We start from the raw sequence: 13,729 nt of genomic DNA, 5'->3' as shown, positions 1-13,729 counted from the left end.
CATGCGGTCAGAGCGAGTCGTAGACGGCCTGCACCAGGCGGAGGCCGCGCAGATTGCCGGAGACGGCGTCGGCCATCTTGTTCATGACGTAGCCGATGGCCAGGCCGCTCCCCGGGTCGCCCATGCCGAGCGAGCCGCCCAGCCCCGAGTGGCCGAACGCGCTCTGGGACGGCATCAGGAACGTCATGGACGGCAGCATGTAACCGAGTCCGAACGAGGTCTCCAGGAGCAGCACCCGGTCGGGGCCGTGCACGCGGGGGCGAGCGGCGTCGCGCAGCGTCTCGGGGCGCAGCAGGTCGCCCGCGATCAGCGATCGGTAGAACCCGGCCAGCCCCCTCGCCGTGGTCACGACCCCGGCCGCGGGCCAGCCCGCCCGCAGGATGTCGGGGTGGTTCGCACCGCCCTTGAGGAGGTGCATGCCGGGGTTGGCCAGCGAGCGGTTCATGAGGCTCTGCGGATCGAGCGCCGCCTTCGCCATCTCGGCCAGCACATCCGGCACCCCGCCGGTGGCCTCGGTGACCGCCGCGCGGGGGCGTTCGCCTGCTCTGAGCCGCGCCGTACGCGCGATCACCGTGTCCGGCGCCCCCACCCAGAGCTCCAGCCCCAGCGGCTCGGCGATCTCCGCGGCGACCAGCTCGCCGACCGACTTGCCGGTGACCCGCCTGATCACCTCTCCGACCAGGAACCCGTACGACAGCGCGTGATAGCCGTGCGCCGATCCCGGCTCCCACAGCGGCGCCTGACCGGCGAGGCGCGCCGCGATGGCCGCCAGGTCCCCGAACTCCTCCACCGGCACCGGCTCCTCCACCACCGGCAGCCCGGCCTGGTGAGTGAGCAGGTGCTCGACGGTGACCGCCCCCTTGCCCCTGGCCGCGAACTCCGGCCACACGTCGGCGACCGCCCCGGAGACGTCCACCAGCCCCCGCTCGGCGAGCTGCAGCAGCACGGTGGCGGTGATCGCCTTGGTGCAGGAGTACGCGAAGGCGGGCGTGTCGGCCTCCCACGGCCGCCCCGTGTGCCGGTCGGCCACGCCGCCCCACAGATCCACGACCAGCTCGCCGTCCAGGTAGACCGCGAAGGCGGCACCCAGCTCCGCGCCGTCGGCGAGCTGCCGTTCGAACACCTCGCGCACGCGGGAGAACCGCGGATCGCAGTGCATCAGACCTCCGCATGAGAAAGGAAGCGCTTACTTGGTTCACGAGCCTAACAACTGGGGACGTTTCGGCCCAGACGATCAGCGCGGCACCCTCAATCTGCTCACCCCGGCCGTGGTGCTCGACGCCCTGCGCAGCGCCACCACGGGCGAGGTGCTCAGCCTGGCCATGCCGATCAGGGGCGCCACCTCCTCGCCCGCGCCCACGACCGTCCCGCACCTGCCCGGCCGCCCGCTGCCGCAGCACTTCATGTCCGTGGACGGCGGCGACTACGCGGCCGGCGCGCGCCCGATCGGCGAGGGCCTGTACGTGGCCGACGACGCCCTGGTCGTCAGCCACCACGGCACCACGACCCACATGGACGCGCTGTGCCACATGTGGTCGGGCGACGAGCTCTACAACGGCCACCCGGCGGCCAGGGTCCGTTCCTACGGCGCGACCAGGTGCGGCATCGAGCAGGTGGGCGGCGTGGTCGCGCGGGGCGTGCTGTTCGACGTGGCCCGGCACCTCGGGCTCGACCACCTGCCCGCGGACTTCAGGATCCCGGCGGAGCTGCTGGCGGAGATCGCCACGCCGCGACCCGGGGACGCCGCGGTGATCCGTACCGGATGGCCCGTGGTGTGGCGGCGCTCGCGCGAGGAGTACTGGGCGGGCCAGCCGGGGCTCTCCGCCGACGCGGGCCGCTGGCTGGCGGCGCACGACGTGTCGGTGGTGGCCTCGGACAACGCCGCCATCGGCGGGCTCGACGCCCGAGGGCTCGCCGACGAGGATCTCATCGACGACCTGCACCTCATCCTGCTCCACCGGCACGGCGTGCACCTCGTCGAGATGCTCTGGCTGGAGGAGCTGGGGGCGGCGGGCCGTACGGAGTTCGTGTTCGTGGTGGCGCCGCTCAGGATCGAGGGCGGCACCGGGAGCCCGGTCACCCCGCTGGCGATCCTCTGACCTGGACGCTTCCGATCGCTCGTCAGGCCGTAGCGGCCGGGGCGGTGCTCTCGCGGACGATCAGCCGGGTGGCCAGCTCGACGCGCGGCGTCTCCGGCTGCTCGCCGTTGATGAGCTGGACGAGAAGCCTGACGGCCATGCCGGCCATGTCGGCCAGCGGCTGGCGCACGGTGGTCAGCGGCGGGGCGACCCACTGGGCGAACGGCAGGTCGTCGAAGCCCACCACGCTGACGTCCTCCGGCACCCGCAGCCCGCACTCCGCGGCCGCGCGGTACGTGCCCAGGGCCTGCAGGTCGTTGCCCGCGAACACGGCCGTGGGCCGGTCCGGCAGCCGCAGCAGCTCCAGGGACAGGTGGTAGGCGGGCTCGTGGGAGTAGTCGCCGTGCCGGATCAGCGCGGGGTCGGGCTCGATCCCGGCCTGGTCGAGCGCCGCGCGGTAGCCGTCCAGTCGCACCCGTGAGGTCAGCCGCCCCGCCGGACCCGTGATCATCGCGATCCTGCGGTGGCCGAGCTCGATCAGGTGCCGAGTGGCCGAGAACCCGCCCTGCCAGCTCGTCGAGCCGACCGCCGGGGTGTCGGGGTTGTCGTTCTCAGACGGCTGCACCACGACGAACGGGATGCCCATCCGTCCCAGCTCGCGCTCCTGCTCGGCGGAGAGCTCGGAGACGACCAGGATCGCGCCGAGAGATCCCCGGTTGCCGAGCGCCTCGAGCCAGTGCCGGGCCAGCTTGCTCCGCCGGTGCACGGCCGACACGACGAGGCCCATGCCCTCGGCCTGCGCGGCCTCCTCGGCCCCGCGGATCAGCTCCACGGCCCAGGGATTGTCCAGCTCGTTGATGACGAACTCGATCAGGCCGCCGGGATGCTCGCCGTGGCCCGGCAGCGTGTAGCCGTGCTGGCCGAGCAGCCGCTGGATGCGGCCGCGGGTCTGCGGAGAGACATCCGATCTGCCGTGAAGCACCTTCGACACCGTCGAAGGCGAGACCCCCGCCTTGGCGGCGATGTCCGCCATGGTGCTGCGGCGGGGGACAGTCACGTCGTCCACTTCAAGTCCTCCACTAGAACGTCTTCCCGGTCAGAAGTCTGCCTGCTCGCCGGAGCCCTTGACGACCTCGGGCGGGTAACCCCGTGAGCGCCACGGTCGCCGGCATGAAAAGAGGCGGCCATGGCACGCGTTCACGTGCCATGGCCGCCCCGATGCGCCCGATTGCTAGGTGCCGGGGTAGTTACCTCCGCCGTGGGCGGCGTCCAGGGCGTCGTAGTCGGGGGTGAAGCCGCGCTTGGGTATCGCGTCCACGAAGGCCACCTCCCTGGGCTTCTTGTACGACGCCAGCTGCGTCTTGACGTGCTCGACCAGCTCGTCCCGCGTGGCGGTGGCGTCCGGCTTGAGCGCCACCACGGCCTTGACCGCCTGGTGCCAGGTCGGGTCCGGGACGCCGATCACCGCGGCGTCGGCCACAGCGGGATGGGACTTGAGCGCGCGTTCGACCTCGGCGGGGTAGATGTTCTCGGCGCCCGACTTGATCATGCGAAGCTTGGGGCCGATGAAGGTGATGGTGCCGTCGGGTTCGCGGCGGCCGAGGTCGCCGGTGTGGTGCCAGCCGTACGCCGACTTAGCTGCATTTAAGTCGGGTCGGGCGAAATATCCGGAAAAGAGGGTCTTGCCGCGGGCGCAGATCTCGCCCACCTCCCCGGGCGGGAGCTCGGTGCCGTCCGGACCCAGGATCCGTACCTGGACCAGCGGAGAGGGCCGCCCCGCGAACCCGGCGCCGCCCTCGGCCAGCCCGAGGAACGTGAGCATGCCCCCCACCTCGGTCTGCCCGTACCCGCCCATCTTGGAGCGGCACCAGGGAGAGTCGTCCACCGTGATCATCGCGTCCCACTCGGCCGAGTGGGAGACGAACCTCAGCGACGACAGGTCGTACTTGCCGCCCGCATTCGCGGCCGCCACCGCGTCGATCATCTGCCCGAACAGGAACGCCTGCGTCACCCGCTCGGCGTCGATCAGGCGGCAGACCTCCTCGGCGTCGAAGGCGGGCGTGAACACGTTCGTGCCGCCGATCTGGAACGTGGCCAGGCAGAACATCATGGTGCCCACGTGGAAGAGCGGCCCGTTGTTGAGGAACGTGAAGCCGGGCTCCATCTGGCGCACGACCAGGAGCGAGGCGCTGTGGGCGACCAGCGCGGCGCTGCTGAGCAGGGCGGCGCTGGGCCTGCCCTCGAACGCGGCCGTGTAGAGGGCCAGCACCGGCTCGGTGTCGGGTGTCGGCGGGAAGTCCTGGACCGAACCGCTCGCCACCAGCTCCTCGTACTCGTCCCCGGCCCGCACCCACGTGCTCTCGGACACGGCCGCGGTGGCGTCCGAATGCTCCCAGACGACGACCTTGGGGGTCAGATCGGACAGCACGAACCGCAGCTCGTCCTCCGCCTGCCGCCAGTTGGCCGGGCAGAGGATCGCGCCCAGCCGCGAGCAGGCCAGCAACAGCTCCAGCACCGCGTGCGAGTTCTGCCCGAGCCACAGCACCCGGTCGCCCGCGGAGACCCCTCGGCCGGCCAGCGCGGAGGCCAGCCGGGTCACCCGGTCGTCCAGCTCCGGGTACGTGCGCCGCACGTCGCCGTCCACGACCGCCGTGACCTGGGGGCGACTGCGGGCGTGCTCGGCGAGGACGTCGGACAGGGACAGGCTGTGGATCATCTTCAGTCTCCAAAGGCCGGCATGACTTCGGTCGCGAAGAAGCGCATGACCCGCTTCATGTCCTCCAGCGGCATCGGCCGGGTGCTGCCGAAGTCGCACAGGAGGTTCGTGAAGCCGGCGTCCTTGAGCAGGGTGATCTGCTCGACGACGCGGTCCGGGTCCCCGATGACCTCCAGCTGCTCCCACCGGAAGTCGGCCGACACCGAGCCGCCCTTGAGATAGCGGTCCTGGTAGTACTCGAAGCCCTGCGCCGCCTTGCCGGTCTTGGGGTCGATGGGGGCGCTCTTCTCGTTGAAGATGCGCGACCGGTCGAACGACGCCTCGAACCTGGCCAGGTCCTCGCGGGCCTGCTCCAGCGTCGGGGCCACGTACACGGTGCGCGCCACCACGAGGTCGGCCCCCGTCGCGTGCCCGGCCTGCGCGGCCGTCTCCCGCCAGGCCTCGGCCGCCTTGACGACCTTGCGGAACGGGGCGGCGGGGTCGGCCAGGATGGGCAGGCCGCGCTCGGCGTACATGGTGACGGTCTCAGGGGAGACGGCGGCCACGTGCAACGGCGGATGCGGGCTCTGCAGCGGCCTGGGCACGAGCGAGACGTCCGTGCCGGTCCTGTAGAACTTCCCCTCGTGCTGGTACGACTCCTGCGTCCAGAGCCCGAGGATGACCTCGAGCGCCTCGTTGAACCGGTCGCGGGCCTCCGCCAGGTCGATCCCGAACCCCTCGAACTCGAAGCTCTGGTATCCCCGGCCGATGCCGAGGTCCAGCCGCCCGCCCGAGAGCACGTCCACCAGCGCGGCCTCCTCGGCCACGTGGACCGGATTGTGCAGGGGCAGCACCACGATCCCGGTGCCCAGCCTGATGCGGGAGGTGCGGGCGGCGGCGTGGGCGAGCATGGTGAACAGGTTCGGGACGACGCCGTAGTCGCGGAAGTGGTGCTCGGCCAGCCGTACCCCGTCGAATCCCAGCTCCTCGGCCAGCTCGATGAGCTCCAGATGGTAGTCGTAGACGTCCTTGAAGCTCTGCCCGTCGAAGCGGTGGAAGAGGTGGAAGGTCGAGAACTTCATGCGGCGGCCCCTCGGATGTAAACCAAGCGCTCGCTTGGGAGCGTACCACGCCACCCGCCCAAGCCCCAGGGGCTTCGGGTCGCCCCGGGGAAACGCAAGGTCCTCCACTGGTGGACGCGCTCCGCGCGACGGGAGCTCCGGGCAGCGCCTCCCAGGAGGGGCTCCGCCCCCCTTCGACCCCCCAAACCCCCGCTCGCTCCGCTCGCCCTCGCCCACCCCTTACCTGGTTACCGGCTTGACCTGCTGGAGCCCGCCCCGAGCGGTCCTCGCTCACGCTCGGGCGTGCCGATGGGGTCTCGAGGCTCCGCCCCGAGACCCGGCGAGGTGGCCTGCCGGCCCCCTCGCGCTCCCCTGGCTGCCGGCAGGGAAGGGACCGTGCACTGCTGAAGGAGTAGCGGCAGCATCTCGGTGTCGTGTCGCTTCGGGAGTGACGTGGCAGTCCGTGAGGCCGATGGCCTGGCTGAACGGCGTGCGTTGCTGGGGGCACGGGCCGCCACCGGCAGGCGCCTACCGGATGCTCGTCACGCCGACGACAGGCCAGAAGGCATGACTGCCCTGGCTCAGGATCATGCTTGGCCAGGTCGCGTTATGCGTTCGAGCCATCGCAGGAGAAGAGCGATCTCAGCCGGTTCAAGGGCATCGGTGCCCACGAGATCGAGTTGCGCGTGGAGGCGCAGCGCGGCGGTGTGGAGCGGGTCGGCGTCCTCTTGCGCGGTCGTTTCGGCGAGCACGTGCGAGAAGACGGCTTCGCGCATGCGGTGGGACAGCGCGGGGTCGTCGAACAGGGCTGGTCTGGCGATGTGGTTGAAGGCGACCCCGACGTTCGCCGAAAGGATCAGCTGGGCGGCGGTCTGTGGCTCGACCTTCAACGCACCCGTCGCCGCGCACCGTACGAGCGTCGCCACCAGTAGGTCGAACACGCGGTCCCGAGCCGTGGAGTGGGACCACGGGCGAGGGGTGAACATCAGCTGGTAGAGGGCCGGGTTCTCCTTCGCGAACGCCATGTGGCCGTCCCAGCCGGCGCGTAGATCGGCCACCGGGTCGGCCGTCTGCTCCTGAGCGGCCTTGAGCGCGGCGTACCGCTCGTACCCGTGGTCGGCGACGGCGTCGAGGAGCCCTCGCTTGTCGCCGAAGAGCCGGTAGAGCACGGGCTGGCTCACGCCGACCGCCTCGCAGACCGCCCTCGTCGCGATCTCGTTGTCCGAGGACGTCGCCAGTTGACGCTCCGCGGCCTCGATCATCGCGGCGCGAAGGGTGTCCGTTCCTGCCATGCGAGCAATGATACGGCCTGGCGCTAGCGACGATACGAATCCGTGCTACCGTTATTTCGTAACGCCGATACGGCAGATGCGTATCGCCGATATGCGAGGGGGTTCCCATGAGTGATCAGCGCGTAGCCGTCGTCAGCGGCGGCTCCCGCGGCATAGGCCGGGCGATCGCCGGCAAGCTCGCAGCGCAAGGCTCTGCGGTTGTGGTGGGCTATCAAGGGTCGGCCACGGCCGCGGCCGAGGTGGTCCAGGCGGTCACGGAGGCCGGCGGCCGGGCGATCCCGGTGCAGGCCGATGTGGCGGACGAGGCCGCAGTGGCGGCGATGTTCGACGCGGCGGAGAAGGCCTTCGGCCAGGTCGACGTCGTCGTCAACTCGGCGGGGCGGCTGTCGCTGTCCCCGATCGCGGAGCTCGATCTCGCCGATCTGGACGCCCTGCACCGCACCAACATTCGCGGCACGTTCGTCATGTTGAGAGAGGCCGCCCGTCGTGTGCGCGCCGGCGGCGCGATCGTCACCCTGTCCACCTCCGTGGTGGGTCTGCAGTTCCCGAACTACGGGGCGTACGCCGCCAGCAAGGCTGCCGTCGAGGCGACGACGCTCGTGCTCGCCCGCGAGCTGCGGGGGCGGGACATCACGGTCAACGCGGTCGCGCCCGGGCCGATCGCCACCGAACTGTTCCTCGAGGGCAAGGACGAGGCCACGATCGAGCGGCTCGCCAACCAGCCCCCGCTCGAGCGGCTCGGCACCCCGGAGGACATCGCCGAGGTCGTCGCCTTCCTGGCGAGCAGTGCGGGGCACTGGGTCAACGGGCAAGTCATACGCGCGAACGGCGGCATCATCTGATGTCCGCCGCCCCGCAGTCCACCGCCGCTGGCGGCCCGGACCCGCGCGGAGGCGTCGAGGACCTCCTGTCCTCGGCCGCCTCACTCTGAGTTCACATCACACGAAAGGAAATCTCCATGCCGTTCGCCAACCTCAAGGTGCCCGCCGACACCCTGACCCCCGAATCCAAGAAGAGGCTCATCGACGCCGTCACCGACGCCTACGCAGAGGTGTACGGCGAGCGAGCCCGGGCCACCACCCTGGTCCTCATCGACGAAGTCCCGGACGGCGGCTGGGGCCTCGGCGGCAACATCCTCACCGCCGAAATGCTCGGCCGCAGCTGATCCCCTTGGACCCGAGCCGAACAGTCCGCCGCCCGACCCGGCCTCATAACCCGCCTGCTGGACCCTGCGGAGAGGCGAGGTCCGGGTGGCGGGCGACTACACCTCTGTGAGGGGTGTGGAGCCGGGCGTTCATGCTGGTCCCGCTGACGATGTCGCGCTCGTCGATCAGGCGTCGGATGTCCGTGATCGGCACCCACTCGACGCGTTCGGTCTCCCAAGCCTCGGTGGGCGGCCCGATGTACTGGGCGCTGTCGGCGCGGAAGATGTGGTGCTCGGAGTCGCCTTCGTCGATCTTGCCGATCGGGATCTCCCAGTCCCAGGTGTCGGTGATGAAGCGGTGCCGCCAGATGAGCAGCACGCGATTCTGCTCATCCGTGACGACCGCAGCGGCTCCAGGCGCGGTGCGGATGAGCCGGTGATCGAGATGCCTTGACGAACTGCGTGTCCCTGGCCTCAGCTGCCGTCGCTCCTACACCTGGCGCTCATGCATAAGCTCATTCCGTGCTGACCTTCGCCTTCGATATCGGGGAAACCATCGTTCGCGACGACCGATACTGGGCCTCCTGGGCTGACTGGCTCGACATCCCCCGCCACACTCTTTCCGCGCTCGTCGGGGCCGTCGTCGCCGAACACCGGGACAACGCCGATGCCCTCCGCCTGCTCCGCCCCGGCATCGACCTCGACGCCGAGTACGCCGCGCGTGAGGCTGCCGGCCGTGGTGAACGCATCGACGAGACAGACCTCTATCCCGATGTCCGCCCGGCGCTGGTCGCGCTGCGAGCCGCCGGCCACCGCCTCCTGATAGCCGGAAATCAGACGAGGCGGGCCGCCGAGCTGCTGCGCGCGCTCGACCTGCCGGTAGATGCGATCGCCACCTCAGGTGAATGGAGCGCCGCCAAGCCCGACCAGGCATTCTTTGCCCACCTGATTGAGTTTGCCGAGACAGCGCCCGACCAGGTCGTGTACGTGGGCGATCACCCGGCCAACGACATCGCACCCGCCAAGGCGGCAGGCCTGCGGACCGCACACATCCGTCGCGGCCCGTGGGGCCACCTCTGGGGAGACTCACCGGCCGCCGCGGCGGCCGACTGGAGGATCAACTCGCTCACCGAGCTGGCGACCATCGTCGCGTAACCCTGGGCAGACCTGTTACCAGGCGGCTACAGTCCGAGATGGCGCCTCGTACTGGAGCTTCCCATGCCTTCAGCCCCCTACGGCGGGATAGGCCGACGGATCGCCTATCACAGGAGCATCGCCCGCTTGACTCAGCAGCAGTTGGCCGACGCGGCGACGATCCACGTGGGGACCCTACGGAAGATCGAGCGCGGGGCACGCGGTGCCGGCGACGGGATTGTGGAGGCGATCGCCGCCGCCCTGGGCATCGACCCGTCACTTCTGCTGGCTGACCGAGCGCAGGCCAGTTCCCGCATCAGGGCGGCGATCCCGGCGCTATCGGCCGCCATCGCGCTGATCGTGACAGGGGACGTCGGCTGAACGGCCCTGCACGTTGCGAAACCAAAGCCCACGACAGCCGCCCAGGTCATCCCGGTGCCTTGCGGCTGAGGTGCTCCCAGGCGCGGTATTCGGCGGTGCGCGCCTGATCCATCTGCTGCACCAGGTCGTACGAGTGGCCGCCGACGATCAGTCGCAGGGGCGGGTCCGGCAGGTCGACCAGTTCCATGATGACCGGGGCGGCGGTGCTCGGGTCGGGGCCCGCGTCGTCGCCCCACATCTCGGCCAGCTTGGCGCGCACCGGCTCGTACAGGGGGTTCGGCCGCGTGGCCGTGGTGCCGGTGGTGAACAGTCCGGTGTCGTAGCCGCCCATCTGCAGGATGGTGACCTTGATGCCGAACGGCTCCACCTCCATGGCCAGGGCCTGGCTGGCCGAGTCGAGCGCCGACTTGCCGGCCGCGTACAGGCCCACCGAGGCCACGCCGCCGCCCGAGCCCATCGAGGTGACCTGCAGGATGTGCCCCGCGCCCTGCTCGCGCAGGTGTGGGACGACAGCCTGGCTCACCCAGAGCGCGCCGAAGAAGTTGACGTCGAAATGGGCCCTGATCTGCTCTTCCGTCGCCTCTTCCAGCATGCCGTAGAGCAGCCCGCCGGCGTTGTTGACCACGATGTCGAGCCGCCCGAACGCCGCCGCCGCGCGGTCCACGCCCTCGAGTACGGCGGACCGGTCGGACACGTCGAGCGGCATCCGTACGAGAGTGTCGGGATATTTCTGGCAGAGCTCGGCCAGCGGCTCGACGTCGCGCGCGGTGGCCACGACCCGCTCTCCGGCGGCCAGCGCCGCCTCGGTGAACGCCCTGCCCAGACCCCGGGACGCACCGGTGATGAACCATACACGGGTCATGAGTACCTCCTCAGAACGAGACGAGACGTGGCGTCTCGCTGTGTCAGCACTCTATACAGCCGCGAGCGGTTGTCAAGACGGACCGTCTCGTCTCGTACGGCTGCTATGCTGAGCCGCATGTCCAAGGAACCCGACCCGGCCCGGCGCAGCGAGCGCTCGCGCCAGGCCATCCTCGACGCGGCTCGCGAGCTGGTCTCCGAGGTGGGATACGCCAAGCTCTCGATCGAGGCCATCGCCGCGCGCGCCGGGGTGGGCAAGCAGACGATCTACCGCTGGTGGCGGTCGAAGGGCGCGGTGGTCTTCGACGCCTTCCTCGCGCTCAGCCAGGACGGCGACAGCATCGCGCTGCCCGACACGGGCGACATCGAGGCCGATCTCAAGACGGTGATGCGGGCGACGGTGGCCGAGTTCGCCGATCCGGCGTTCGAGGCGCCGATCAGGGCGCTCAACACGGAGATCGCCAACGATCCCGAGCTGGCCGCCCACTACCGCGAGAAGCTGGCGGGGCCGGTCGACGAGGCGAAGAAGGCCCGGTTGCGCAGCGCGCAGCAGGCGGGGCAGATCGCCGCCGACGCCGACCTCGACCTGGCCCTGGAGATCCTGTACGCCCCGCTGTTCCAGCGGTGGCTGCACCGCTCCGGCCCGCTGACCCCCGAGTACGCCGACGCCCTCGTCGACCTCGCCCTCAAGGCCCTGCGCCCCGGCTGACGTCGTCCTCAGGGCCCTGCCCCCTGACTGACCTCGCCCTCAGGGCCCTGCGCCCGACCTACCTCGTCCTTCCGGGTCGCCCACCGGAAGGGCGTACGGCGCACGCGGCCGCGACGCTATCTCCTGGGCCCCGCGTTCAGCCGGTTGCGACCCTGTCTCCCGAGCCCCCGCGCTCAGCCGGACCGGGGTGGTGGCGGTGGCCCATGGGCGTGATGCCGGCAGCCGCTCCATCAACAACTCAAGCCCGCGCCCGGCCGCCGGTCACCGCCGCGACCTCGGAGGAGGCTCAGGCGGAGCGGAAGTCGGCGATGATCTCGTCGAGGTGTCGCAGGGCGTTCTCAACCCGTACAGGGTCGGCGTAGTAAGGGTCGTCGGGCACCGGGAGCGAGGCCGCGAGGCCCCAGCCGCGTCCCCGCGCCCAGGTCGCGTCGTCCACCGCGAGGGTCTCGCGGAAGACGCCCCGGCCCTCCGGAGGCAGGAACTTCCACGCGGCCAGCAGATCCACGGCGGGGTCGCCGACGGCGAGCGTGCCGAAGTCGATGACGGCGCTCAGCCTGCCCTCGACGGTCAGGAGGTTCCCGGTCGCGAGGTCGCCGTGGATCCACACCGGCGGGCGGTCCCAGGCCGGGGCCGCTAGGGCGGCCTCCCACACGGCCGTCACCGCGCCGGTGTCCACGATCCCGCGCAGCGCCTCGATCTTGGGGCGCACGCGGGACTCGACGGCCACGGAGTCCCGCGCGTCGCCCATCGGCACGCCGCGGAACGCGTTGCTCCACGAGGGGCCGGGACCTCCGGTCGCGTCGATCCCCTGCAGCGCGCGGAGGAACCCGCCCAGCTCCTTGCCCGCCTGGACGGGATCCACCAGCTCCTCCGTCGTCTCGCCCGGCAGCCACCGGTAGACCGACCAGGGGAAGGGGTAGCCCTCGCCGGGCTCGCCCTTCGCGAGCGGCTCCGAGATCGGTAGCGGCAGGTGCGGGGCGATCCGCGGCAGCCAGCGGTGCTCACGCTCCACCTGCCCGACCCATCGGCGGTAGCGGGGCAGACGTACGGACATGTCCTCACCGAGCCGGAACGTCGCGTTGTCCATCCCGGAGCGCGGCACGGGGGAGAGGGGCAGGTGGGCCCACTGGGGGAACTGCGCCGCGAGCAGGCGGCGTACGAGGGCCTCGTCGATCAGCAGGTCGTCGGGGCTAGGCGTGGACACGGAGTGCTCCTTCTGACGGATTGGTGGAGGAGGGGCGCAGGACCGGGGCGAGCAGCGTCAGCAGCACGACCACGCCGGTGATCAGCGCGAATGCGGCGGGGTAGCTGAGCGCGCCCGCGACCCCGCCCGTCACGGCGGGGGCGACCAGCCCCGACAGGTACGTGATCGTCGCCACGCCGGCCACGCCCTCGCCCGGGGTCGTGCCCGCGTTGCCCGCCGCCGCGAACACGAGCGGCACGATCACCGCCACCCCGAGCCCGACCAAGGCGAACCCGGCGATGGCGAGCGCCGGCGTGCGGGCCGCGACCACGAGGGCGCCGCCGACCGCCGCCACCGCCCCGCCCGCCCTGACGGCCGCCACCGGCCCGAGCCGCCGAATGACCCGGTCGCCCAGCAGTCGCGCGCCCGCCATGCAGAACATGAAGACGGTGTATCCGGCGGCTGCGAGCCCCGGACCGGCGTCGGTGACGGCCGTGAGGTAGACGGCGGCCCAGTTGGAGCTGGCGCCCTCGGCGAACGTCGCACAGAACCCGACGAGCCCGATGATCAGGATTCCGCCCGTGGGGAGCGCGAAGCGCCGCGGCGCGGGCGCGTCGCGTACGGAACCGGCCATCCCGCTGTCGGGCAGCAGCCCGCGGCCGGCTGCCGCGCCCAGGAGAACCAGCACGAGCGACATGGCCCCGAGGTGGAGCCGGGCGTCGATGCCCGCGTGGGCGGCCAGCGCGCCGAGGCCGCCCGCGGCCAGGCTGCCGACGGACCACGTGCCGTGCAGCCCCGACATGATGGAGCGGCCCAGCTGCCGTTCGAGGAGGACGGCGTGCGCGTTCATCGCGACGTCGCACATGCCCGCCGCCGCCCCGAACAGCAGGAACGCCCCGAACAGCCACACGGGCGACGGCGAGAGCGCGGGCAGAGCAAGGCCCGCGCACCACAGCGCGAGCAGGACCCGGGTGGCGGCGCGGTTGCCGAAGCGGTAGGCGAGGCGGCCGGCCATCGGCATGCCCACGAAGGCGCCGATCGACGGGCATAACAGCGCGAGGCCGAGGGCGCCGGGGCTGAGATGCAGGTGCTCCTGGATCCAGGGGATGCGCGTGGACAGGCTGCCGGCGACTGCGCCGTGCGCGGCGAAGACGAGCGCGATGGCACGATGAGGGCTCATGTCCCTGAAAT

At 71.2% G+C, this 13,729-nt stretch carries 15 protein-coding genes; 6 read left to right on the top strand and 9 right to left on the bottom strand.

What is annotated here, in order from left to right; genetic code table 11:
- Positions 1-7: 7 nt before the first annotated feature.
- The gene (locus AB0H84_RS29545; RefSeq protein WP_357611069.1) at positions 8-1,159 is read right to left on the bottom strand and encodes a serine hydrolase domain-containing protein; all 1,152 of its coding nucleotides are present in this window, start codon (positions 1,157-1,159) and stop codon (positions 8-10) included.
- A 31-nt stretch (positions 1,160-1,190) separates the two neighbouring features.
- Here AB0H84_RS29545 and AB0H84_RS29540 point away from each other — a divergent pair, with 31 nt between their 5' ends.
- Positions 1,191-2,099 carry a cyclase family protein gene (locus AB0H84_RS29540; RefSeq protein WP_357611066.1) on the top strand — a complete coding sequence of 303 codons (909 nt, stop codon included), beginning with the start codon at positions 1,191-1,193 and terminating at the stop codon, positions 2,097-2,099.
- A gap of 22 nt (positions 2,100-2,121) precedes the next feature.
- Here AB0H84_RS29540 and AB0H84_RS29535 read toward each other — a convergent pair whose 3' ends face one another.
- The 4 genes from AB0H84_RS29535 to AB0H84_RS29520 form a co-directional block, all read right to left on the bottom strand.
- Complete coding sequence (locus AB0H84_RS29535; protein ID WP_357611265.1) at positions 2,122-3,111, bottom strand: LacI family DNA-binding transcriptional regulator; 990 nt, start codon at positions 3,109-3,111, stop codon at positions 2,122-2,124.
- Positions 3,112-3,309: 198 nt separating this feature from the next.
- Positions 3,310-4,794, bottom strand: a complete 1,485-nt coding sequence (locus AB0H84_RS29530) for an AMP-binding protein (protein WP_357611063.1) — start codon at positions 4,792-4,794, stop codon at positions 3,310-3,312.
- A gap of 2 nt (positions 4,795-4,796) precedes the next feature.
- A complete protein-coding gene (locus AB0H84_RS29525; protein WP_357611060.1) occupies positions 4,797-5,855 on the bottom strand; it encodes an LLM class flavin-dependent oxidoreductase in 1,059 nt (352 codons plus the stop codon).
- 566 nt (positions 5,856-6,421) lie between these two features.
- The gene (locus tag AB0H84_RS29520) at positions 6,422-7,126 is read right to left on the bottom strand and encodes a TetR/AcrR family transcriptional regulator (protein ID WP_357611057.1); all 705 of its coding nucleotides are present in this window, start codon (positions 7,124-7,126) and stop codon (positions 6,422-6,424) included.
- 107 nt (positions 7,127-7,233) lie between these two features.
- On the opposite strand from AB0H84_RS29520, the gene AB0H84_RS29515 reads away from it, so the two are divergent.
- Together AB0H84_RS29515 and AB0H84_RS29510 are read left to right on the top strand one after the other, a co-directional pair.
- A complete protein-coding gene (locus AB0H84_RS29515; RefSeq protein ID WP_357611054.1) occupies positions 7,234-7,968 on the top strand; it encodes an SDR family oxidoreductase in 735 nt (244 codons plus the stop codon).
- Positions 7,969-8,084: 116 nt separating this feature from the next.
- Positions 8,085-8,291, top strand: coding sequence for a 4-oxalocrotonate tautomerase family protein (locus AB0H84_RS29510; protein ID WP_357611051.1), 207 nt, complete (start codon positions 8,085-8,087; stop codon positions 8,289-8,291).
- A 43-nt stretch (positions 8,292-8,334) separates the two neighbouring features.
- On the opposite strand, the gene AB0H84_RS29505 is transcribed toward AB0H84_RS29510, so the two are convergent.
- Positions 8,335-8,700 carry an NUDIX domain-containing protein gene (locus tag AB0H84_RS29505; protein WP_357611263.1) on the bottom strand — a complete coding sequence of 122 codons (366 nt, stop codon included), beginning with the start codon at positions 8,698-8,700 and terminating at the stop codon, positions 8,335-8,337.
- A gap of 92 nt (positions 8,701-8,792) precedes the next feature.
- Here AB0H84_RS29505 and AB0H84_RS29500 point away from each other — a divergent pair, with 92 nt between their 5' ends.
- Both AB0H84_RS29500 and AB0H84_RS29495 read left to right on the top strand, forming a co-directional pair.
- On the top strand, positions 8,793-9,425 hold the full coding sequence (locus tag AB0H84_RS29500; protein WP_357611048.1) for an HAD family hydrolase: 633 nt from the start codon (positions 8,793-8,795) through the stop codon (positions 9,423-9,425).
- Between the two features lie 63 nt (positions 9,426-9,488).
- Positions 9,489-9,785 (top strand): helix-turn-helix transcriptional regulator, encoded by a 297-nt coding sequence (locus AB0H84_RS29495; protein WP_357611045.1) that lies wholly within the window; start codon positions 9,489-9,491, stop codon positions 9,783-9,785.
- Positions 9,786-9,831: 46 nt separating this feature from the next.
- Here the strand turns inward: AB0H84_RS29495 and AB0H84_RS29490 are convergent, their stop codons facing one another.
- On the bottom strand, positions 9,832-10,647 hold the full coding sequence (locus tag AB0H84_RS29490) for an SDR family NAD(P)-dependent oxidoreductase (protein ID WP_357611042.1): 816 nt from the start codon (positions 10,645-10,647) through the stop codon (positions 9,832-9,834).
- A 117-nt stretch (positions 10,648-10,764) separates the two neighbouring features.
- Between AB0H84_RS29490 and AB0H84_RS29485 the strand changes: the two genes are divergently transcribed.
- Positions 10,765-11,355: a TetR/AcrR family transcriptional regulator gene (locus AB0H84_RS29485; protein ID WP_357611039.1), complete on the top strand. Its 591-nt coding sequence runs from the start codon at positions 10,765-10,767 to the stop codon at positions 11,353-11,355.
- 286 nt (positions 11,356-11,641) lie between these two features.
- On the opposite strand, the gene AB0H84_RS29480 is transcribed toward AB0H84_RS29485, so the two are convergent.
- The gene (locus AB0H84_RS29480; RefSeq protein ID WP_357611036.1) at positions 11,642-12,559 is read right to left on the bottom strand and encodes an aminoglycoside phosphotransferase family protein; all 918 of its coding nucleotides are present in this window, start codon (positions 12,557-12,559) and stop codon (positions 11,642-11,644) included.
- A complete protein-coding gene (locus tag AB0H84_RS29475) occupies positions 12,546-13,718 on the bottom strand; it encodes an MFS transporter (RefSeq protein WP_357611033.1) in 1,173 nt (390 codons plus the stop codon). Before AB0H84_RS29475 ends, AB0H84_RS29480 begins: the two co-directional genes overlap by 14 nt.
- Positions 13,719-13,729: the final 11 nt, after the last annotated feature.

It is taken from the genome of Nonomuraea sp. NPDC050786 (assembly GCF_040654115.1).
GTDB lineage: Bacteria > Actinomycetota > Actinomycetes > Streptosporangiales > Streptosporangiaceae > Nonomuraea.
This window is presented reverse-complemented; position numbering and strand designations above follow the sequence as displayed.